The organism is Pseudomonas sp. S3_C06 (assembly GCF_054667675.1).
In genome coordinates, this window is the sequence record NZ_CP162747.1 from 4,637,738 (window position 1) to 4,660,138 (window position 22,401).

Here is a 22,401-nt window from a genome sequence, read left to right on the forward strand (position 1 = left end):
GCCCTTTTTTATTACGGAGGCCTGACATGAATGATGAATGTTTAATTTTGGTTGTCGGGGCTTGCGTGGTGATTATTCCCGATGGTGAGCGGCTGGAAGTTTATAGCGATCTGGTCAATTCGATTTTGCTGGCGCAACGGGTTGCCAATAAGAAACATGAAAAATCCCTGTCCCCGGATTGGTACGGCACGTACGTGAGTGTCCTTGATGATTTCTGGTTGCGCCATCAGAAGTCGAAGCAGACATGGCAGGTCAGCAATCCCGGAAATCAGTCCGCGCTGGAGTTTTTCAATACAGCGTTAAGCAATGATGCAATGCCTGAAACCCGAATAATGGGCGCAGTTCTGCAGCGAATGGCACACATACCGGGCGACGAACTCGCCATCCAGCGATTGCGCAGTTTCATGAAAATATCGGTTACGGCCGAGTCGGACAGCATGCCAGCGCCGTTGGCGAAGGTGCATCTACTGGTGATTGTTGCGAACGCTGCCGATGCGATCGCAAGCGCGTTTGTTGAGTTCGAGACGTCACTCGAGTTAAGCCAAAATCCATTTCAACAGTTGTATCAATGCGAAGAGGTTCAAGGCTTGGTCCATGTGCATCACGCCCGGGCAAGTCTGTCCGAAATGCGCTACAGCGGCGCGCGTGAAGCCATTGCCAGGAAAGTCAGGGACAAACTTGCGGACAGCGTGGCAGTGCTGAATCTGCCCAAGGAGATTACGGCATGAAGGACTTGATTACACCGCAGGCTGCGGTGGTGGGCGGCAGTGTCGTGGCGTTTGCCGGTGGCCTGCCTGCGACCCATCGAGATGATATCTACATGAGCACAGCCTATGCGCAAAGAGCAACGCGCGCGGCGTTCGAGGACGGGCTATCGGGGGACTGGTTCGAGTACTACAGGAATGTCCTGAAATTTGTCGGATGGGACGTGCCGAAACCGCAAACCTTGACTCCGTCGCGCAATAATCTGATGGCCGGTCAGGCAACGCAGCGTATCGCGGCGGTATTGGGTGAGCAGTTCGGCGAACCTATGCGGCGTGCGTTGCGGGTGATGGAACGTAACACATTGGCACTCAGGCTGTTCGAGTCCACGAGCCTGCGTGCCAATGTCGGATATTTTCAAATGATCCCCTGCGTGATGAGTGGCCCGAACAAAGTGGAAATGGGCATCTATCACCGTCAGTTCCAGATCGAGAGAGAGGCCAGCGGGTTTTTGTTCAGCAAGGATGAAACACTTGTCCACAACAGCGTTGAACAAATTGCGGCCATCACATTCAACACGCTGCATTACGCTCAGTTTCGCGAAAAGGTCAAAAACTCGGTCATCACCGGCTCTCTCAAATACCTTGATGGCCTGGAGATCTGATCGAATAACAATACGATCCTGCTCAGAAAGTCGACGCCGTCCGGTTTTGCTGGTCACGCTGGGCGACCCAGTGCTCGATCAGCTCGCGCAATTGCGACAACTCGACTGGCTTGGACATGTGCCCATCCATCCCGGCCTGCCGCGCGCGCTCCTTGTGCTCGGCGAGAATGTGCGCCGTCAGCGCCACGATCGGCGTGCGAATGCGTTGGTTGCTGACTTCCCACGCGCGCAGTTGCTGGGTCGCCGAGAACCCATCGAGGATCGGCATTTCGCAGTCCATCAACACCAGGTCGTAACGCTGGGCCTTCATCGCTTGCAGCGCCTCTTCGCCGTTGGCAGCGGTGTCCGGTTGCAGGTTGAGTTTGCCGAGCATGCCGCGAATCACTTTGGTCGAAATCGTGTTGTCTTCGGCGACGAGGATGCGGAAGTCGCTTGGCACTTTGGCGGCCGTGGCCGGGGTGACCACTTGCGGCTGGAACACCACCTGGCCTTTGTTGCGCTGATTGAGCTCGTCGGCCAGGGTGGTTTTGAGCGTGTAGCCGGCCACCGGTTTGGCGAGGATGCGTTTGATCCCCGAGTTGCGCGCGATGATCTTGCTCGGCGCATTGCTGATGCCGGTGAGCATGATCAGCAGGATGTCATGGTTCAGGCTCGGGTCTTCCTTGATCTTGGCCGCGAGCTGCATGCCGGTCATGCCCGGCATGTTCTGATCGAGCAATACCACATCAAAATAGTCACGCAAGTGCGCCTTGGTGCGCAGCAGGGCCAGCGCTTCCTTGCCCGACGGCACGGCGCTGACATTAAGGCCCCAGGCACTGCACTGCTGCACCAGCACTTTGCGGCAGGTGTCGTTGTCATCGACCACCAGCACCCGCGCGCCTTGCAACGGGCTGTCGAGATCTGACGTCGGGTGTTCGAGGCGATCGGGATCCAGCGGCAGGGTCAGCCACAAGGTGCTGCCCTGATTGGCGCCGCTCTTGATGCCGAATTCGCCCTGCATCAAGCGGATCAGTTGGCGTGCGATCACCAGCCCCAGATTGCCACCCAGACGATTGGCCGAAAGGAAGTGCTTGCTGTGCAGCTCGGCGTGCATCAGCGCATCGCGCTCTTCCTGATCCATGGGCTGGCCGCTGTCCTGCACGGCAATGCGCAAACGCGGTTTACTGCTGCGCTCGTCGAGCGCGACGACGATCAGCACTTCGCCTTCGTCGGTTTTCTTCAGGGCGTTTTCCAGCAGGCTCAGCAGGGTCTGGCGCAGGCGTGTCGGGTCGCCGCTGATTACTCGCGGCACTTGTGGCTGGATAAAGCTGATCAGCTCGACGTTCTGTTGTTCGGCCTTGGCCCGGTAGATGCTCAGGCAGTCATCGATCAGGGCATTAAGGTCGAACTGCACGTCGTCCAGCTCGATCTGGCCGGATTCGAGCTTGGAGATGTCGAGGATCTCGTTGATCAGCGTCAGCAGTTCGTTGCCGGCGCTGTGGATGGTCTGTACGTAGTCGCGTTGCTTGACCGACAACGGCGTGCCCAGCAGCAGTTCGGTCATGCCCAGCACGCCGTTCATGGGCGTGCGGATTTCGTGGCTGATCTTGGCGAGGAATTCGGCTTTGGCGTTGATCTCGGCATTGCTCGCGGCGAGGTCGCGGCTGACGCTGAAACGGCTTTCGGTGATGCTGCGCTGCCGCTCGCCCAGGGCGATGCTCATCAACAGACCGCTGATGCAGATGAACGCCATCAGGGTCATGATCAGGCCTTGCGGCGACACCAGCGTCAGGCCCAGCAGCGCAGGCAAGATGATCAGCGTGCCGATGTTGAACACCACCATCGCCGCGACGAACAAGCGCGCTGGGCGATAACCCTTCTGCCAGTGATAGAACGCGACAAACAACATGCTCAGGCCGGCCAGCGCCACCAGTGCATAAGTGATGATGTTCAGCGGCAGGGTGTTGACGAACAACAGCAACAGGCTGCAGGTCACGATAAACAGGATATCGCCGATCAACAGCTTGTTCAGCGGGTGCGGGCCGAGCGGGGCGAAGAAGCGATAGGCGAACATCAATCCGGCCGGAGCGGTCAGCAACAGTGCCAGATAGGCGCCCGGCGTCTGCACCGCATGCCAGTTCGGCAGCCACGGGCCGGCGAGATTGAGCAGCAGCAACAGGCTGAGGCCCAACAGGCCTTCGCAGACCGCCAGCCACAAACTGCTGCGCGAGCGTGAATAGGCGTAGCGCACCAGGTTGTGCAACAGCAGCATGCCGAGGCAGCCGAACAATAAGCCGAAGACCAGCGTCTGATTGTGGTTGGCCGCGCTCATCACCGCCGATTGCAGGGTGACGTGCGGGCGCAACTGATGGTCGGAGACCATGCGCAGATAGACATCGAGGGGGTTGTCGCTCTGTGGCAACGGCAGCATGAAGTCGCTGCTCGGCAACGGCCGTTCGGCCTGCGGCTGGTCGGTGCCGGTGTTGCGTTGCTCGATCAGCTTGTCACCGTCGAGTACATAGAGATTGAGCTGTGACAGGTCCGGGGCAAAGATGCGCAGCACTTGTTCGTGCTTGCCCGGCGTCAGCCTGAAACGCAGCCACAAGGCGCCATCGGGCTCGGACGCGGTGAGGCGGTCAAGGTCGATGGGGCTGAATTGATTGGTGTAACGAGCGGAGCGGATGTCGCTCAGTTGCAGATTGCCCTGATCGTCGAGCAATACCGACCAGCCACTGCCTTGCGCGGCCTGGACCGGGAGCATGCAGAGCAAGGTCAGCAATGTGACGGTGAAGCTTATGGCAATCCTGAGCCAGCGCACGGCGAAATCCCTTCGTAGGTTGATGCCAGAATATAACGATGCGCGGCGGCGGAACAGCCCGGCGAGGAACGGTATCCCTCGCCGGACCTGAGGTACAGCTTATTCCTGGGTTTCGCCACGTTCACGGGCAATGGCACGGTAGCCAATGTCCTTGCGGTAGAAGCAGCCTTCCCAGTCGATGGCCGCTGCCAGCTTGTAGGCTTGCTGTTGCGCTTCGCCGACGCTGGCGCCCATTGCGGTGGCGCAGAGTACGCGACCACCGGCGGTGACGACGTTGTCATCTTTCAGCGCGGTGCCGGCGTGAAAGACTTTGCCTTCCAGCTTCGCCGCTGCGTCCAGACCGTTGATCGCTGCGCCCTTGGCGTAATCGCCCGGGTAACCGCCAGCCGCCAGCACGATGCCGACGCTCGGACGTGGATCCCACTGCGCTTCAACCTTGTCCAGCGCTTGCGCCAGAGCGGCTTCGACCAGCAGCACCAGGCTCGATTGCAGACGCAGCATCACCGGTTGGGTTTCCGGATCGCCGAAGCGGCAGTTGAACTCGATGACTTTCGGGTTACCGGCCTTGTCGATCATCAGACCGGCGTAGAGGAAACCGGTGTAGACGTTGCCTTCTTCAGCCATGCCGCGCACGGTCGGCCAGATGACCAGATCCATCACGCGCTTGTGCACGTCGGCGGTGACCACCGGGGCAGGGGAGTAAGCACCCATGCCACCCGTGTTCGGGCCGCTGTCGCCGTCGCCAACACGTTTGTGGTCCTGGCTGGTGGCCATCGGCAGCACATTCTTGCCGTCAACCATGACGATGAACGAAGCTTCTTCGCCGTCGAGGAATTCTTCGATGACCACACGCGAACCGGCATCACCGAAAGCGTTGCCAGCGAGCATGTCGCGCACTGCGTCTTCGGCTTCAGCCAGGGTCATGGCGACGATCACGCCTTTACCGGCGGCCAGGCCATCGGCCTTGATCACGATCGGCGCGCCTTTTTCACGCAGATAAGCCAGAGCCGGCTCGATCTCGGTGAAGTTCTGGTAGTCGGCGGTCGGAATCTTGTGGCGCGCGAGGAAATCCTTGGTGAAGGCTTTCGAACCTTCCAGTTGCGCGGCACCGGCGGTCGGACCGAAGCAGTCCAGACCACGGGAGCGGAACAGATCGACAACGCCAGCCACCAACGGTACTTCCGGGCCGACGATGGTCAGGGAAACGTTTTTCTCGGCGAAGTCGGCCAGTTGCTCAAGGGCCAGCACGTCGATGGCGACGTTCTCGCACTTGGCTTCAATGGCGGTGCCTGCGTTGCCCGGTGCGACGAAAACCTTCTGCACGCGCGGATCCTGAGCCACTTTCCAGGCCAGGGCGTGTTCACGGCCACCGCTGCCAATGATCAAAACATTCATTTCAAAAACCTCGGATGACGCTAATTCTGTTGAGCGCCGCAGGGACGCTTTTCTGTAGGAGTGAGCCTGCTCGCGATTGCGGTGTGTCAGTCACTGCAGCTTTGACTGATCAATGGCTATCGCGAGCAGGCTCACTCCTACATTGGAACGTGTTCTTAGTGACGGAAGTGGCGCATGCCCGTAAAGACCATCGCGATGCCGGCTTCGTCAGCGGCGGCAATCACTTCAGCATCACGCATCGAACCACCCGGCTGGATCACCGCAGTGATACCGACCTTGGCTGCGTTGTCCAGACCGTCGCGGAACGGGAAGAACGCGTCGGAGGCCATCACCGAACCGGCCACTTGCAGGCCGGCGTGCTCAGCCTTGATCGCGGCAATACGCGCCGAGTTTACGCGGCTCATCTGGCCCGCGCCGACACCGATGGTCTGACGGTTCTTGGCGTAGACGATGGCGTTGGATTTAACGTACTTGGCGACTTTCCAGGCGAAGATCAGGTCGTGGATTTCCTGTTCGGTCGGCGCACGTTTGGTCACGACTTTCAGGTCGTCGGCGCTGATCATGCCGATGTCGCGGCTCTGTACCAGCAGACCGCCGTTGACGCGCTTGTAGTCCCAGGCCGCGGCGCGGTCAGCCGACCACTCGCCACAGGCCAGCAGGCGCACGTTGGCTTTGGCTGCAACAATGGCGCGAGCTTCTTCGCTGACGCTTGGAGCGATGATCACTTCAACGAACTGACGCTCGACGATCGCCTTGGCGGTCTCGGCATCCAGTTCACGGTTGAAGGCAATGATGCCGCCGAACGCCGATTCGGTATCGGTGGCGTAAGCCAGTTCGTAGGCCTGACGGATGCCGCCTTCAGCGTCCGGGCTGACGGCCACGCCGCACGGGTTGGCGTGCTTGACGATGACGCAGGCTGGCTTGACGAAGCTCTTCACGCATTCCAGCGCGGCGTCGGTGTCGGCGACGTTGTTGTACGACAGCTCTTTGCCTTGCAGTTGGGTCGCAGTGGCGATGCCGACTTCGGCAGGCTTGGCTTCCACGTAGAACGCCGCGCTCTGGTGCGGGTTCTCGCCGTAGCGCATTTCCTGGGCCTTGATGAACTGGCTGTTGAAGGTGCGCGGGAATTCGCTGCGGCCTTCAGTGCTCAGGGTTTCAGCGGCCTGGTTCACGGTGCCCATGTAGTTGGCGATCATGCCGTCGTAGGCAGCGGTGTGTTCGAAAGCCTTGAGCATCAGGTCGAAACGCTGAGCGTAGGTCAGGCCGCCGGCCTTGAGGCCTTCGAGCACGCTGGCGTAATCGCTGGCATTTACCACGATCGCTACGTCTTTATGGTTTTTCGCTGCCGAACGGACCATGGTCGGGCCGCCGATGTCGATGTTTTCGATGGCGGTCGGCAGGTCGCAGCCTGGCTTGTTGATGGTGGCTTCGAACGGGTACAGGTTGACTGCAACCAGATCGATCGGCTTGATGCCGTGCTCGCTCATGATCGCGTCGTCGATACCGCGACGACCGAGGATGCCGCCGTGGATTTTCGGGTGCAGGGTTTTCACCCGACCGTCCATCATTTCGGCGAAACCGGTGTAATCCGCGACTTCCACTGCGGCAACACCGTTGTCGCGCAGCAGCTTGAACGTCCCGCCGGTGGAGAGGATCTCGACGCCCAGAGCTTCAAGCTCCTTGGCGAATTCGAGGATCCCGGTCTTGTCGGAAACGCTGATCAAGGCGCGGCGGATCGGCAGGCGGGTAGTCTGGTCGGTCATCTCAATTTCCATCAAAAGCAAAGGAAGTCAGCAAAAAAGGCGACCGTTTTTTACGCGGGCGCCTTTCTGGTTTGATTGAATGCTTACAGCAGATCGTACTGCTTGAGTTTCTTGCGCAGCGTGCCGCGGTTAAGTCCCAGCAGCTCGCTCGCCTTGGTCTGGTTGCCCTTGACGTAGTTCATCACGCTTTCGAGCAGGGGCGCCTCGACTTCGGAGAGCACCAGGTTATACACATCCGTGACGGATGCGCCCTCAAGGTGGGCGAAATAATTGTGCAGCGCCTTCTCGACACTCCCGCGAAGGGTCTGACCTTCTTCGCTCGGGGTATTGAGGTGCTGTTTCAAATTCACGTTGTCGCTCACGGGTGCTGTTCCACTCACTAAAGTCTCGGTCATCATCGTCATGCGGCCACCCCTTCTTCGTCCCCTGTCAGGCTCTTGTAACGCTCGGCGAAGAACTCCCGAACGTTGGCGCATTGTGTTTCCGTACCATCCAAACGATTGAAGTGGGCGCGAAACTCCCTGGCGCCCGGCAAGGTTGCGAGATACCAGCCCACATGCTTGCGCGCAATGCGCACGCCCATCACATCCCCATAGAAAGCGTGAAGTGCGGCCAGATGCTCCAGCAGTATGTGTTCCACCTCGATCAGCTCCGGTGCCGGCAATTTCTCGCCGGTACGCAGGAAGTGTTCGATCTCGCGAAAAATCCATGGCCGCCCTTGGGCGGCGCGGCCTACCAACAGGCCATCGGCACCGGTCGCGTCAAGGACGTAACGGGCCTTTTCCGGCGAATCGATATCGCCATTGGCAAACACCGGGATCGACACCGCCTGCTTGATCGCGGCAATCGTGTCGTATTCGGCTTCACCCTTGTACAGATCGGCGCGAGTGCGGCCATGCACTGCCAGCGCCGTAATGCCGGCCTGCTCGGCGATCTTCGCCACGGTCAGGCCGTTCTTGTTGTCGCGATCCCAGCCGGTGCGGATCTTCAGGGTGACCGGCACATCAACCGCCGCCACAACGGCCTGCAGGATCTCGGTCACCAGTGCTTCGTCCTTCAACAACGCGGAACCGGCGGCCTTGTTGCAGACCTTCTTTGCCGGGCAACCCATGTTGATATCAATAATCTGTGCGCCCAGTTCGACGTTGGCCCGGGCTGCATCCGCCAGCATCTGCGCATCACCACCGGCAATCTGTACCGAGCGTGGCTCGGGATCGCCTTCGTGGATCATGCGCAGGCGCGACTTGCGGGTATTCCACAGGCTCATGTCGCTGGTGACCATTTCCGAGACTACAAGCCCTGCGCCCAAACGCTTGCACAGCTGACGAAAGGGCTGGTCGGTGACCCCCGCCATCGGGGCGAGAATCAAGCCGTTCTGTAATGTGTATGGGCCGATGCGTACCGCCGACATAGGACTTCCCTGAGGTGGGGCCGGATCATGAGAGTTCGAAAAAGGGTTGGCATGATACCCGCTCTCGATGACTGGATAAAGGCTGAATTGAACAAAATCTGAACAGTTATTCTGTTATCGCCACGGGTTTGGTTGTGGATGGCAAAGTCAGAAAACCGCCGTCAATTCGAAAGCGATGAAGCGCGTCACTCGGGCGAGTGGAAACTCAGGCTGTAATTCACCGCTTTGGGGCCTGGATCGAGAATATCCAGCGCGATGTGGATCGGCGTCTGCGGCGGCATTTCCGCCAGACCTTCGAGGTCCCCTCTCAGGTATTCGCCGGGTTTGAAGCGACGACTGGCAATCAGGTGGCCGTTGAGGTCGGCGAAGCGCAGTTCCAGTAATGGAAACGGCTGAGAGAACGTCGCACGGTTGTAAATGATCGCATCGACCACCAACGCGCCGTTGAACTCCGGATGGCTGCGCACCACCAGATTGCTGCTCTTGATTCGTGCGATGTCGACCTTGGACGGCACCGTGCAGCCGATCTGCGGGCAGATTTGCTGGAACCACGGGCGATACTGATCCTGTCGGGCCAGCTCTTCGAAATGATAAGAGATGTACTGGGCGGCCAAGCCTCCCGCCGCCAGCAGGACCAACAGCAGCCAGAGCATACGTCGGCCCCACGGCGAGCGGCGCTTCTGCCAGTCCAGTTGCAGCGGGTCGTCGGTCAGGTCTTGCAGGACTTCGGCGCGTACGCCGGGCTCTGCGCGCTCGCGCTTTTTGCGCAGCGGCTCGATCGATGGCAAATCGTCGTCATCGGCTTCGTCGCTGGCCGACAGGCGTTCGCGGCGGGCATTGGGGTCGATCGGGTCGTGCAGGCGCAGATGCGGAATCGCTGGTTCGTCATCCAGATCCACCGGTTCCAGTGACAGCGAAGGCTCGGTGCGCTCGGATTTGACCGGTTCGATGTCGGCGATTTCTGCCTCGTCGTCCTCGGGCTCGGCCGTGTGTTCATCGGCGCGCTCGCTGAACAGACTGTCGCGCCAGAGCGTTTCATCTGGTTCAGGGTTGTCGCGGCGTGCGCTCAGGGCATCTTCGCGTGGATGACCGAATTCGGTGGTCGGCTGGATTTCCCGTTGTTCGAGGCGGGCCAGTTCTTCGTCCAGATCGAGGCTGTCGAGATCCAGCTCGGACGCGCTCCACTGCTTTTGGCTGATGGCACGCGGCGCGGGCTGTTCGACGATGGCCGGCGCCTGGACAACGGGCGGGGCCTCGATAATCGGCGGCTGCTCGACAATCGAGGGTGCAACCGGTGTCACCGCGTCCTTGCCGGCGTGTTGCTCCAGCAGCTGTTTGGCCGCATTGAACACTTGCAGGCAGGAGCCGCAACGAACCACCCCGCGGGCCACGCTCAATTGAGCATGGCTGACACGGAAACTGGTTTGGCAATGCGGGCACTGGGTGACGAAGCTGTCGGTCATGCGGCGATCCGGATTATGCAGGCGCCCATATTAACGCCGACGGCCGGTGATGCGCACCCAGCCATCGCGATTGGCGATCGGGTCGAGATCAAAGTCCTGCGCATAAGCGGCCGCAACTTCATCACCTTGCTCGGCAAGGATGCCCGACAACGCCAGACGGCCACCGGATTTCACCAGGCCGGACAGTTGCGGCGCGAGAGAAACCAGTGGGCCGGCCAGAATGTTGGCGACCAGTACGTCGGCTTTGACCTGTGGCAGATCTTCCGGCAAGTACAGCGGGAACAGTTCTTCGGCAATGTTGTTGCGCCCGGCGTTATCACGCGAGGCTTCCAGCGCCTGCACGTCGATGTCGGTGCCGACCGCTTCCTTGGCGCCGAGCAGCAGGGCAGCAATCGCCAGAATCCCCGAGCCGCAGCCGAAGTCGAGCACATTGCAGTCTTTCAGGTCCTGACCGTCGAGCCATTCCAGGCACAGTGCGGTGGTCGGGTGAGTGCCGGTGCCGAAGGCCAGACCCGGATCGAGCAGCAGGTTGACCGCGTCAGGCTCAGGCGCGGCATGCCAGCTCGGCACGATCCACAGGCGCTGGCCGAAACGCATCGGCTGGAAACCGTCCATCCAGCTGCGTTCCCAGTCCTGATCTTCGATGACTTCGCTGTGATGCTCAGGCAGCGGGCTGCCGGTCAGCAGTTCCAGGTGGGCCAGAACCGGTGCCGGTTCGGTGCCGCCCTCGAACAGCGCCAGCAGGTGCGTGTGCGCCCACAGCGGGGTGGTATTGAGTTCCGGCTCGAAGATCGGCTGATCTTCGGCGTCCATGAAGGTCACCGACACGGCGCCCACTTCAAGGAAAGCGTCTTCGTAGGTTTCGGCTTGTTCCGGGCTGATGGCGAGACGTACTTGCAGCCAAGGCATGGCGGGCACCTTTGAAAAATATTGATTGCAGCCTAGCGGCCGGCGAGAAGCGCGCAAGTTTACGCGAGCGCAGGCGGTTTGTGGGAGCTGGATTTGTAGCGCCAATCCCTTGTAGGAGTGAGCCTGCTCGCGATGGCGATGTTGCCGTCAACACAAATGCTGAATGTGCCAGCCTCATCGCGAGCAGGGGCTTTTGAAACCTGCAGAAACAACAAAGCCGCCCGAAGGCGGCTTTGTCTGGTGCGGGCCGAAGCTTAGTGCTTCTCGCCAGCCAGCTTGTGCTCGAGGTAGTGAATGTTCACACCACCTTTGCAGAAGCCTTCGTCGCGAACCAGATCACGGTGCAGCGGGATATTGGTCTTGATCCCGTCAACCACGATTTCGTCCAGGGCATTACGCATGCGTGCCATGGCTTCGTCGCGGGTCGCGCCGTAAGTGATCAGCTTGCCGATCAGCGAGTCGTAGTTCGGCGGAACTGCATAACCGCTGTACAGGTGCGAATCGACGCGAACGCCGTTGCCGCCTGGAGCGTGGAAATGCTTGACCGTACCCGGGCTCGGCATGAAGGTTTTCGGGTCTTCAGCGTTGATCCGGCATTCCAGCGAGTGACCGCGGATAACCACGTCATCCTGCGTGAACGACAGCTTGTTGCCAGCGGCGATGCTGAGCATCTCCTTGACGATGTCGATACCGGTGACCATTTCCGAAACCGGGTGCTCCACCTGAACACGAGTGTTCATTTCGATGAAGTAGAAACGACCGTTCTCGTACAGGAACTCGAAAGTACCCGCGCCGCGGTAGCCGATGTCGATGCACGCCTTGACGCAGCGAGCCAGTACTTCTTCGCGCGCCTTCTCGTCGATGCCCGGTGCCGGCGCCTCTTCGAGAACTTTCTGGTGACGACGTTGCAGCGAGCAATCGCGGTCGCCCAGATGGATGGCGTGGCCCTGGCCGTCGGACAGCACCTGCACTTCGACGTGACGCGGGTTGGTCAGGAATTTTTCCAGATAGACCATCGGGTTACCGAACGCCGCGCCAGCTTCGGTGCGGGTCAGTTTGGCGAAGGCGATCAGGTCTTCTTCCTTGTGCACAACACGCATGCCGCGACCACCACCGCCGCCAGCGGCTTTGATGATCACCGGGTAGCCGACTTCACGACCGATGCGCAGCGCCGTTTCTTCGTCTTCCGGCAGTGGGCCGTCGGAGCCTGGAACGGTAGGCACGCCTGCTTCGATCATCGCGTGCTTGGCCGAAACCTTGTCGCCCATCAGGCGAATGGTTTCGGCTTTCGGGCCGATGAAGGCGAAGCCGGAGTTCTCGACCTGCTCGGCAAAATCGGCGTTTTCCGCGAGGAAACCGTAGCCTGGGTGAATGGCGGTAGCGCCAGTCACTTCAGCGGCAGCGATGATGGCCGGGATGTGCAGGTAAGAGTGCGCGGCAGAAGCCGGGCCGATGCAGACGGATTCGTCTGCCAGACCCAGGTGCATCAGCTCTTTGTCGGCCTTGGAGTAAACGGCGACGGTCTTGATGCCCATCTCTTTGCAGGCACGCAGAATCCGCAGGGCGATCTCACCGCGGTTAGCGATCAGAACTTTTTCCAACTTCGCAGTCATCAAAGGCTCTCCGCAGTTCAAACGATGGTGAACAGCGGTTGGTCGTACTCAACCGGCTGGCCGTCTTCGACGAGGATGGACTCGATCACACCGCTGGTTTCAGCTTCGATGTGGTTCATCATCTTCATGGCTTCGACGATGCACAGAGTGTCGCCTTTCTTCACGGTCTGGCCGACTTCAACGAAGGACGGCGAGGTTGGCGAAGATTTGCGGTAGAACGTGCCGACCATCGGCGAACGGGCAACAGTGCCGTTCAGCGCTGGAGCAGCAGCGGCAGCCGGAGCTGCGGCTGCAACCGGAGCAGCTGCAACAGGTGCGGCAGCCGGTGCTTGCATCGGAGCTGGCGCGTAGTACTGCTGAGCCGGGGTCTTGCTGTGACGGCTGATGCGTACGGACTCTTCGCCTTCCTTGATCTCGAGCTCGTCGATGCCGGACTCTTCCAGCAATTCGATCAGTTTCTTAACTTTACGGATATCCATGAATCATCAACTCCCAAGGGTCGGTCAGGGGCGCTTAACGCTTGTAGTTCAAGTCGTTGCCTGTGTTTCAAGCTGTTCTAGTGCAGCCTCCAGGGCCAGTCGGTAACCGCTGGCGCCAAGGCCGCAGATCACTCCCACCGCTACATCGGAGAAGTAAGAGTGATGGCGGAAAGGTTCGCGTTTGTGCACGTTGGACAAATGCACTTCGATGAATGGGATGCTCACTCCCAGCAACGCGTCACGTAATGCGACACTTGTGTGCGTAAAAGCTGCTGGATTGATCAGAATGAAATCGACACCTTCGCCGCGCGCGGCGTGGATGCGGTCGATCAATTCGTACTCGGCATTGCTTTGCAGATACAGCAGATGATGACCGGCTTCACGGGCGCGGCGCTCCAGATCCTGATTGATCTGCGCCAGGGTCGTTGAACCGTAAGTGCCGGGTTCGCGGGTGCCGAGCAGGTTCAGGTTGGGGCCGTGCAGCACCAGTAGGGTTGCCATCTGCGTAGTCCTTGTTATGAATGAGCAATCGTCAGAACCCGGCGACTATGCCGCAAAGACTTTGTGACTGTCCAGTTCTATGCAATAGCCAGCACGATGGCCGATGTTTGCGCGAAATATGTGACCAAGTGATTTGATTCGGTCACTTGTGGTGTCTGGACTGACGCCTTCGCGAGCAAGCTCGCTCCCACAGGGGTATGCATCCCAATGTGGGAGCGAGCTTGCTCGCGAAGGCGATTTGTCAGACGCGAAAGGCCTGAACGGCCGTATGCAGTTGCCCGCCCAATACCAGCAGGTTCTCACCCTGTTCGCGCCCACGGCCGATACGCACCAGATTATCCCCACCCAACTGATGAATCCGCTCGCTGTGATCGCGAATCTCGCTGACTGCACCGCTTTGCTGCGCGGTGATATCGGCAATGCGGATTGCCGTGTCGGAAATGGTCTGGATCGCGCCGACGATTTTATCCAGCGCACCGTCCGCCGCTTGCGCCTGATTGGCTGTGGCTTCGGCATGTTCAACCTGCGCCCGCATGCCTTCGACCGATTGCCGTGCCGCCGTTTGCAGGCCGGCAATCAGCGTCTGGATTTCGGCAGTCGCGCCGGCAGTACGCTGGGCAAGCGAGCGCACTTCTTCAGCCACCACGGCAAAGCCACGACCCATTTCCCCGGCGCGCGCCGCTTCAATCGCCGCGTTGAGGGCCAGCAGGTTGGTCTGGTCGGCAATCGAGCGAATCACCGTCAACACGCCACCGATGGTTGCCGACTCTTCGGCCAGATGTTCGATCATCTGCGCGTTGCCTTGTACCTCACCGACCAATGCGTGCAGGCCGGTGAGGCTCTGGCCAATTACCGTCTGGCCATGCTCGACCGCCAGTCCGGCATGACGACTGGCGTCAGCGGCCTGCTGCGCATCGCCGGCAACCTGCTGGATTGTTGCTTCAAGTTCGCCGAGGGAGTCGCGGATCAGCGCGGTGTCGCCAGCCTGATGTTCGGCACCGCTGTGCAAGTCGTTACTCAGTTCGGCCAGGGTGCGGCTACTGCCCGCGACTTGTTCGGCATTGCCGCGAATGGTCCCGACCAGATCCACCAGATACGCGCGCAATCGATTGAGCGAGGCTTCGATGTCACGCAGTTCACGGTTGGTTTTGCCCAGATGAATGTCACGACTGAAGTCGCCCTCGGCCCAGGTTGAAAGCGCCGGCGCGAGATTGGTCAATGTGCGCGCCAGGCGCCGTTGCAAAGTGTCGATCAGTAAAGCGATCAGCAGAATCAGGCCGATCATCACGCCTTGCATCAGCCGCACTTCGCCCTGAATTTGCCCGTGTTGGGCGCGTACGACGGGTTCCAGGCCGGCGATGGCCTGTTGCACGGCGGCAATTTTCTGGTGCGTCGCGGTGCTCAGATCCGCCCGTTTCTGAATCTGGTCGCGGGTGCGCTCAAGCTCTGCCGGATAGCGTCCGAGCAGGCTGTTGAGTTCACGTTTGAGGCCGACACCGGCGTCTTCGGCGACAGTTTTCTCAGTGTTTTCGATACCCATCAACGCGGCAAAATCGTCGCTGTTCGACTCGTTGCTGGTGACGACGCCGAGCAAGGGCAGGGCATCAATTGCCTGAGCTTGCGTACGGATGTTGGTGACCTCGCGCTCAACATCGGCCGTCAGTTCGCTGCGCCCGCTGCTGACCAGCTTGTCCCGCGCCAACGACAGTTTGCCCAGATGCTGCGAAGCCGCAAGCAACGGCGTCAGATAGCTCGCGTTGCCGTTGGCATAAGTGCTGAGTTGCTCAAGGCTGGCGCTCAATTCGCGCTCGGCCTGCAACAGCAACGCCTGCGGATCGCCCGCCAGTTTGCCGGCTGCGAGCAAGTCGGTTTTGCTGAACTCCTCCAGGCCCGACAGGCTCGGGTGCAGCGTTTCAGCCAGCGCCGGCGGCAATTCAGCGAGTTCTTTGCGCAAGCTGTCGATGGCCTGGCTGGCGCTGCTCAGGCGCAAGGCGTCGCCGCTGGCGAGGTAATCCTCGACGTTGCGTGCGACCTCGTTCTGAAACTGCTGCGACAGTCCCAAATACCGCTCCATCAACAGATACGGGCGTTCGAGGGCTTTTTGCGACCACCACAGCGTGGCGCCGAGTGCGAGGCACACGGCGACCAGCAGCAGCGTATTGAGATTGGTGAGCAACTTCAGGCGCATGACGGCTACCAACGGCAGAAATGGTAAGCGCCTGAATTTATTGCGGTTCTGTTACAGGGTTATGACCGAATCAGTGGAATCCGATGAAAAAGTGGCACTTTGCTTTGACTCGCGCGCAGTCTGCACGCGATTGCGCCCGGCACCCTTGGCGCGGTACAGCGCTTCGTCGGCCTGACTGGCCATCATCAGGCTGTCGCAGTCGTCGTGCATTTCCACCACGCCGGCACTGAAGGTGCACCACAAATCCTGCGGCTGCGCCGGGTAATGGATTTCGGCGAAGCGCTGGCGGATTTCGTCGAGGACTTTGTGCGCGGCTTCTATATCCGTGTCGGGCATGACGATGGCGAACTCTTCACCGCCGTAGCGGCCGATGAAGTCGGTCTTGCGTAAACGCTGCTTGAGAAACAGCGCCAGGCTTTTGATCACCCGGTCGCCCATCGGGTGGCCGTGGCTGTCGTTGACCCGTTTGAAGTGGTCGATGTCGAGCATGGCAAAACTCAGCGGCTTGTTCTCGCGGCGGGCGCGGAACGAGCAGTCTTCGAGCAATTGCAGAATGTGCGTGTGGTTATAGAGGCCGGTGAGGCTGTCGCGGACCATCCGCGCTTTCAGATTGCGCGCGCGGGCGGCGCGGTTGCGCACGGTGGTGATCAGATGGCGCGGCTTGATCGGTTTGGTCAGAAAATCATCGCCGCCCTCGCTCATGGCGTCGAGCTGCTTGTCCAGATCGTCCTCGGCCGACAGATAAATGATCGGCACGCTGACATAGCGGTCGTTGTGGCGAATCACTTTGGCCAGTTCGGTACCGGTGCAGGCCGGCATGTACATGTCGAGGATGATCAGGTCGGGCTGGAAATCCGCCAGTTCGGCCATCGCCTGAATCGGTTCGATCAAGGTGCGCGTGACGATGCCGGCGCTGTTGAGCAGGCGTTCGGTGTGCAAGGCCTGCGCACGCGAGTCGTCGATGATCAACACTTTATAAGGCTCGTACTGGGCGACGCAGGTGAGGACTTCGATCTTTTCCAGCAGGCTCGACGCTTCGAGAGTGCCGGTGAGAAATTCCTGGCCACCGGCACGCACGGCGGCAAGGCGCGTCGGCGTGTCGGTTTCGTGCAGGCTGAAGAACAGCAGCGGCAGCGGTTCTTCCAAACCGACCTGGGCTTCGGCGGCGAGTTTCAGGCCGATGCCGGCGCCGCTGAAATCCACGTCCATGACGATAGCTGCCGGCAGGCGCTCGACCATCGAGGAGCGAAAGGCCGAAACACTGTCCAGCGCCTGCGCGCTCAGACCGAAGAATTCAAGTTGTTTGGCCAGCCGTTCGGCGCGGTCGTGATCCTGCAGCATCACGTAGATCGGTTTACGCAGTGGCGGCAGGAAGGTCTGGTCGAGTTGATCGCCATGGCGCAGGCCGGTGCGCGACAAGCGCTGCATCAAGCGATTGAGGTCGGTGATCAGGCCACTGCTGAGACGGCCGCGATTGGCGTCCACCGCTTCCAGCGACTGGCTGATGTGGCGCGCGAGTTGAGTGTGTTCCGGCTGTTCGAAGCGCTCGGCAAAACGCAGCAGGCGCAGGTTGGCCTCGCTCAGTTCGGCGAGGTCGACAGTAGACCACTCACTGCGTTGCAGGCGCTGCCATATCTCAAGAATCTGACGTGCCTGATGAATTACCCGCTGGGCAAAGTGGTGCTTGAGACGCTCACGGCTGGGGTCTTCTGGCTCGGTCATATCCTGACTACTAGTTAGGCTGCATGCTGAGATCGACTGGTGGCTCTATGCTAGCACCTCTTTTCCCTTAGACGAGTGTCGTACGTCAATAATCTGCAGTGCGTCACCATTCAGTTTCTGACCGGGCGGTTTTGTTTTTGACCTTGTCGTCGCTCAAACCCACGTGGGACGGGCGCTCCCTGATTGATCAGGGCGATCTGGATGAGTTGTCAGTCGTACGTTCATCCGCGCGATGAATGGGCTTTGTGAGGGTTTTCAACAGCCTGCAATTTGATTGGCTGAGGCGCGGGCATCGGGGATTCCCTTAGTCGGCGTCGAAGCGTCATTCGCCCACATGATTTGCGGCTTATCGTTACGCGCGGGTGCCCGGCTCTGGCACGTTGTTGTATGGTTGTGGTCGAACCGTTGAACCCAAGATTTGAAAGGATATCGCCATGCTGGACTGGAAAAACCGCGCGGGCAGCGCGCCTGAACGTGCCGCCGAGCCCAAGTCGGCCACCCGCAGCTATGTTGGCGGGCTGCTGTTCAGCCGTGCCCTGGCCACGTTGATCGGCATTTATCTGCTGGTGACCATTGGCCTTGGCTGGTACTGGAGCCAGGAGCCGGCGCTATTTCCGGTTGCGCAAAACGCTCAGGTAGCTGCCGAGAAAGAAGGCAAGCAGATGGTGATCGGCTACACCACCGTCGAAACCCTCAAGACCGTCGCCGGCACCTTGCTCAACAAACCGGGCGGCTACATCTCCAATGACCGCTTCCCGCCAGGTCTGTGGATGGACAACACGCCGAGCTGGGAATACGGCGTACTGGTGCAGGTGCGTGACCTGACCCGTGCCCTGCGCAAAGACTTTGCCCGTTCGCAATCGCAGTCGGCAGAAGATGCCGATCTGGCCAAGGCCGAGCCGCGCTTCAACTTCGACAACAAGAGCTGGATCCTGCCGTCGAGTGAGTCGGAATATCAGGAAGGCATCAACTCGCTGAGCCGTTATCAGGCGCGTCTGTCCGATCCAACCCAGAAAAACGCGCTGTTCTATGCCCGCGCCGACAACCTGAACAACTGGCTCGGCGATGTCGGCACCCGTCTCGGCTCGCTGTCGCAACGACTGTCGGCCAGTGTCGGTCGGGTCAAACTCAACACCGCGCTGAAAACCGAAGTGCCGGCCATCGGCGAAGTGCCGCAGGTTGACGAGGAAGTCGTCGAGACACCATGGATGCAGATCGACAACGTGTTCTACGAAGCACGCGGTCAGGCCTGGGCGCTGTCGCATCTGTTGCGCGCCATCGAAGTCGACTTCGCCGATGTCCTGGCGAAGAAGAACGCCACCGTCAGCGTGCGTCAGATCATTCGTGAGCTGGAAGCCTCGCAGGAACCGGTCTGGAGTCCTATGATTCTTAACGGAAGCGGCTTCGGCGTGCTGGCCAACCACTCGCTGGTCATGGCCAACTATATTTCCCGTGCCAACGCTGCTGTGATCGATTTGCGTCAACTGCTCAATCAGGGCTGATTCATGAGTCAGAACGCCAAAGAGGCGGCCCATCGCGCCGCCTCGGATGCCGAACAGATCGCCTGGGTCGACGAGCAGGACAACCTGCTCGGCGCTCTGGTGCGTGCCGATCTGCGCGAGCGTGGGCTGATCGGTCGCGGCACCTACATCATGTTGTTCAATTCCGCCGGCGACCTTTGCGTGCACCGGCGCACGTTGAGCAAGGCGATTTATCCCGGTTACTGGGACGTCGCGGCGGGCGGCATGGTGCAGGCCGACGAGACTTACGCCGAGTCGGCAGCCCGAGAGCTGGAAGAGGAGTTGGGCGTCAGCGGTATCGAACTGACTGCCCATGACCATTTCTACTTCGAAGACACCGGCAACCGTTTGTGGTGTTCGGCGTTTTCCGCCGTCTGGGACGGGCCGCTGAAACTGCAACCGGAGGAGGTGCTCGAAGCACGCTTTATTCCGGTCGAGCAGGTCATGCAGGAAATCCAGCAAAAGCCTTATTGCCCGGACTCTCTGGCAGCCTTGAAGCGCTATCTGAAGGCGCAGCAAAGCGACGTCGCAAAGAACACATAAATTGGCGCCGATTGGCACTTAGCAAGTCGCATTTTTGCCGTTACACTGCGCGACCTTTTCAAGCTGCACCGTCCTGCTTTTATTGAAGCATCGGTGCAGTAGCGCTGCCCCTGCCTGAGTGGGGCTTCGCGGTCGATGACCTTGCCCAAGGTCGCGATCAGTCTTTGTCCTCCCAAGAGGATTGCCGGTGGCCAAAAAAGCCGCATCCTTCGCCGCCTTAGGTGGCCTGGTATTTTCCACCGACGCAGGTCGTCATTGCCCGGAATGCAGTAAGCCGGTGGACGCCTGTATCTGCAAACAAACCGTGATTCCGGCCGGCGACGGCATTGCCCGCGTGCGACGCGAGAGCAAGGGCCGCGGCGGCAAGACGGTGACCACCATCACCGGCGTGCCACTGGCCGAAGACGCGCTCAAAGAGTTGGCAACAACGTTGAAGAAACGTTGCGGCACCGGCGGGGCGTTGAAAGACGGCATCATCGAAATCCAGGGCGATCATGTCGAGCTACTCTTGGCTGAGCTGATCAAGCACGGTTTCAAAGCGAAGAAGTCCGGCGGCTAGCAGCCTCTGTGAAACCCACCTGCGGCTTGATCCGGCTCTGAATGTTGTCAGATCCGGCGTCGTCTCCATGGTTTTCACAGAGCCTGTTCATGACCGGTTTCTAAACTCCACGCAGTCAGTGCGGTCTACCGCCGCGCTGACGAACCGTCATTTTCATACTTTAGACTGCGCCGGCCTGAGATCAGGCGACGCACTATGACTTCTTTATAGGGGACTTCGATGTCCGTACGACGCACACGCAAAGACGATGGCAGCCAATGGACAGTTGCGGACAGCCGCAGTGTTTACGGGATTCGCCATTGGGGGGCCGGGTATTTCGCGATCAATGACGCCGGTCGCGTCGAAGTTCGTCCGAACGGCCCGAGCAGCTCGCCTATCGACCTGTTCGAGCAAGTCGACCAACTGCGCAAAAGCGGTTTGTCCTTGCCGTTGCTGGTTCGTTTTCCCGACATCCTGCAAGACCGTGTACGCCAGCTGACCGGTGCCTTCGATTCCAACATCGAGCGCCTGGAATACCAGAGCAAATACACCGCGCTGTACCCGATCAAGGTTAACCAGCAAGAAGCGGTGATCGAGAACATCATCGCCACCCAGGACGTTTCCATCGGTCTGGAAGCCGGCTCCAAGCCTGAACTGCTGGCCGTACTGGCGCTGGCGCCGAAGGGCGGCACCATCGTCTGCAACGGTTACAAGGACCGCGAGTTCATTCGTCTGGCGCTGATGGGGCAGAAGCTTGGCCATAACGTCTTCATCGTCATCGAGAAAGAATCCGAAGTCGGTCTGGTGATCGAAGAAGCCGCCTCGCTGAAGGTCAAGCCACAGGTCGGCCTGCGCGTGCGTCTGTCGTCGCTGGCGTCGTCGAAGTGGGCGGACACCGGTGGCGAAAAATCCAAGTTCGGTCTGTCGGCAGCGCAACTGCTGTCGGTGGTCGAGCGTTTCCGCGCAGCGGGCCTGGATCAAGGCATTCGCCTGCTGCACTTCCACATGGGTTCGCAGATTGCCAACCTGGCTGACTATCAGCACGGCTTCAAAGAAGCGATCCGTTACTACGGTGAGCTGCGCAATCTCGGTCTGCCGGTCGATCACATCGACGTTGGCGGTGGTCTGGGTGTCGACTACGACGGCACGCACTCGCGCAACGCCAGTTCGATCAACTACGACATGGACGATTACGCCGGTGTCGTGGTCGGCATGCTCAAGGAGTTCTGCGACGCGCAGAGCCTGCCGCATCCGCACATCTTCTCCGAGAGCGGCCGTTCGCTGACCGCGCACCACGCGATGCTGGTGGTGCAGGTGACCGACGTCGAGAAACACAACGACGAAATCCCGCAGATCGAGAACAAGGAAGCGCTGCCGGAAACCGTGCAATGGCTGGTTGACCTGCTCGGCCCGACCGACATCGAAATGGTCACCGAAACCTACTGGCGCGCGACGCACTACATGAGCGACGTGGCTGCGCAGTACGCCGACGGCAAACTGACCCTGGCTGAAAAAGCCCTGGCCGAGCAGTGCTACTTCGCGGTGTGCCGTCGCCTGCACAACTCGCTGAAAGCGCGTCAACGTTCGCACCGTCAGGTGCTCGACGAGCTCAACGACAAGCTGGCCGACAAGTACATCTGCAACTTCTCGGTGTTCCAGAGCCTGCCGGACACCTGGGCGATCGATCAGGTGCTGCCGATCATCCCGCTGCACCGTCTCGATGAAGAGCCGCTGCGCCGCGCGGTGCTGCAAGACCTGACCTGCGACTCTGACGGCAAGATCAACCAGTACGTCGACGAGCAGAGCATCGAAACCAGCCTGCCAGTGCACGGTTTGAATGAAGGCGAAGACTACCTGCTGGGCGTGTTCCTCGTTGGCGCCTATCAGGAAATCCTCGGCGACATGCACAACCTGTTCGGTGACACCGACTCGGTGAACATCTACCAGAATGCCGATGGCAGCGTGTACCACGCCGGCATCGAGACCCACGACACCATCGAAGACATGCTGCGTTACGTGCACTTGTCGCCGGAAGAACTGATGACTCACTACCGCGACAAGTGCGCCAGTGCCCGCATCAGTGCCAGCGAGCGCACGCAATTTCTCGATGCCTTGCGTCTGGGCCTGACCCGCTCCTCCTACCTGTCTTCCTGAGGCAGGTGTGATCTCGCCGGGTTGTCCGAATTTTTTCCG

At 60.0% G+C, this 22,401-nt stretch carries 18 protein-coding genes; 6 read left to right on the top strand and 12 right to left on the bottom strand.

Annotation, left to right across the window (positions count from 1 at the left end):
• The first annotated feature begins 26 nt into the window (after nt 1-26).
• Nucleotides 27-728 carry a hypothetical protein gene (locus AB4N44_RS20515; RefSeq protein WP_160038066.1) on the top strand — a complete coding sequence of 234 codons (702 nt, stop codon included), beginning with the start codon at nt 27-29 and terminating at the stop codon, nt 726-728.
• Nucleotides 725-1,366 (top strand): hypothetical protein, encoded by a 642-nt coding sequence (locus AB4N44_RS20520; protein ID WP_150750039.1) that lies wholly within the window; start codon nt 725-727, stop codon nt 1,364-1,366. The genes AB4N44_RS20515 and AB4N44_RS20520 overlap by 4 nt, the downstream gene beginning before the upstream one ends.
• Before the next feature lie 22 nt (nt 1,367-1,388).
• On the opposite strand, the gene AB4N44_RS20525 is transcribed toward AB4N44_RS20520, so the two are convergent.
• From AB4N44_RS20525 to gcbA, 12 genes are all read right to left on the bottom strand, one after another.
• Complete coding sequence (locus AB4N44_RS20525) at nt 1,389-4,163, bottom strand: hybrid sensor histidine kinase/response regulator (RefSeq protein ID WP_460107776.1); 2,775 nt, start codon at nt 4,161-4,163, stop codon at nt 1,389-1,391.
• A 99-nt stretch (nt 4,164-4,262) separates the two neighbouring features.
• Nucleotides 4,263-5,558: a phosphoribosylamine--glycine ligase gene (gene purD / locus AB4N44_RS20530; RefSeq protein WP_127925676.1), complete on the bottom strand. Its 1,296-nt coding sequence runs from the start codon at nt 5,556-5,558 to the stop codon at nt 4,263-4,265.
• Between the two features lie 155 nt (nt 5,559-5,713).
• Entirely contained in the window at nt 5,714-7,321 is a 1,608-nt protein-coding gene (purH, locus tag AB4N44_RS20535) for a bifunctional phosphoribosylaminoimidazolecarboxamide formyltransferase/IMP cyclohydrolase (RefSeq protein ID WP_007914589.1), read from the bottom strand.
• 83 nt (nt 7,322-7,404) lie between these two features.
• Entirely contained in the window at nt 7,405-7,725 is a 321-nt protein-coding gene (gene fis / locus AB4N44_RS20540) for a DNA-binding transcriptional regulator Fis (protein ID WP_003221275.1), read from the bottom strand.
• Nucleotides 7,722-8,732 carry a tRNA dihydrouridine synthase DusB gene (gene dusB, locus AB4N44_RS20545; RefSeq protein ID WP_150750037.1) on the bottom strand — a complete coding sequence of 337 codons (1,011 nt, stop codon included), beginning with the start codon at nt 8,730-8,732 and terminating at the stop codon, nt 7,722-7,724. The genes fis and dusB overlap by 4 nt, the downstream gene beginning before the upstream one ends.
• 185 nt (nt 8,733-8,917) lie before the next feature.
• On the bottom strand, nt 8,918-10,195 hold the full coding sequence (locus AB4N44_RS20550) for a DUF3426 domain-containing protein (protein WP_460107773.1): 1,278 nt from the start codon (nt 10,193-10,195) through the stop codon (nt 8,918-8,920).
• A 30-nt stretch (nt 10,196-10,225) separates the two neighbouring features.
• Complete coding sequence (prmA, locus tag AB4N44_RS20555; protein ID WP_460107770.1) at nt 10,226-11,104, bottom strand: 50S ribosomal protein L11 methyltransferase; 879 nt, start codon at nt 11,102-11,104, stop codon at nt 10,226-10,228.
• A 254-nt stretch (nt 11,105-11,358) separates the two neighbouring features.
• The gene (gene accC / locus AB4N44_RS20560) at nt 11,359-12,717 is read right to left on the bottom strand and encodes an acetyl-CoA carboxylase biotin carboxylase subunit (RefSeq protein ID WP_007914602.1); all 1,359 of its coding nucleotides are present in this window, start codon (nt 12,715-12,717) and stop codon (nt 11,359-11,361) included.
• 17 nt (nt 12,718-12,734) lie between these two features.
• Nucleotides 12,735-13,196 carry an acetyl-CoA carboxylase biotin carboxyl carrier protein gene (accB, locus tag AB4N44_RS20565; protein ID WP_007914603.1) on the bottom strand — a complete coding sequence of 154 codons (462 nt, stop codon included), beginning with the start codon at nt 13,194-13,196 and terminating at the stop codon, nt 12,735-12,737.
• Between the two features lie 48 nt (nt 13,197-13,244).
• Nucleotides 13,245-13,697 carry a type II 3-dehydroquinate dehydratase gene (gene aroQ / locus AB4N44_RS20570; protein WP_007914604.1) on the bottom strand — a complete coding sequence of 151 codons (453 nt, stop codon included), beginning with the start codon at nt 13,695-13,697 and terminating at the stop codon, nt 13,245-13,247.
• 241 nt (nt 13,698-13,938) lie between these two features.
• Complete coding sequence (locus AB4N44_RS20575) at nt 13,939-15,885, bottom strand: methyl-accepting chemotaxis protein (RefSeq protein ID WP_460158124.1); 1,947 nt, start codon at nt 15,883-15,885, stop codon at nt 13,939-13,941.
• A gap of 51 nt (nt 15,886-15,936) precedes the next feature.
• Nucleotides 15,937-17,607: a diguanylate cyclase GcbA gene (gcbA, locus tag AB4N44_RS20580; RefSeq protein ID WP_127925682.1), complete on the bottom strand. Its 1,671-nt coding sequence runs from the start codon at nt 17,605-17,607 to the stop codon at nt 15,937-15,939.
• Nucleotides 17,608-18,041: 434 nt separating this feature from the next.
• Here gcbA and AB4N44_RS20585 point away from each other — a divergent pair, with 434 nt between their 5' ends.
• The 4 genes from AB4N44_RS20585 to speA all read left to right on the top strand — a co-directional run bounded on the left by AB4N44_RS20585 (nt 18,042) and on the right by speA (nt 22,362).
• Nucleotides 18,042-19,109 (top strand): DUF2333 family protein, encoded by a 1,068-nt coding sequence (locus AB4N44_RS20585; RefSeq protein ID WP_016984927.1) that lies wholly within the window; start codon nt 18,042-18,044, stop codon nt 19,107-19,109.
• Nucleotides 19,110-19,112: 3 nt separating this feature from the next.
• Nucleotides 19,113-19,670 carry an NUDIX hydrolase gene (locus tag AB4N44_RS20590; RefSeq protein ID WP_127925683.1) on the top strand — a complete coding sequence of 186 codons (558 nt, stop codon included), beginning with the start codon at nt 19,113-19,115 and terminating at the stop codon, nt 19,668-19,670.
• 187 nt (nt 19,671-19,857) lie between these two features.
• Nucleotides 19,858-20,229 carry a translation initiation factor Sui1 gene (locus AB4N44_RS20595; protein ID WP_007914613.1) on the top strand — a complete coding sequence of 124 codons (372 nt, stop codon included), beginning with the start codon at nt 19,858-19,860 and terminating at the stop codon, nt 20,227-20,229.
• Nucleotides 20,230-20,448: 219 nt separating this feature from the next.
• Entirely contained in the window at nt 20,449-22,362 is a 1,914-nt protein-coding gene (gene speA, locus AB4N44_RS20600) for an arginine decarboxylase (RefSeq protein WP_102901631.1), read from the top strand.
• Nucleotides 22,363-22,401 lie beyond the last annotated feature (39 nt).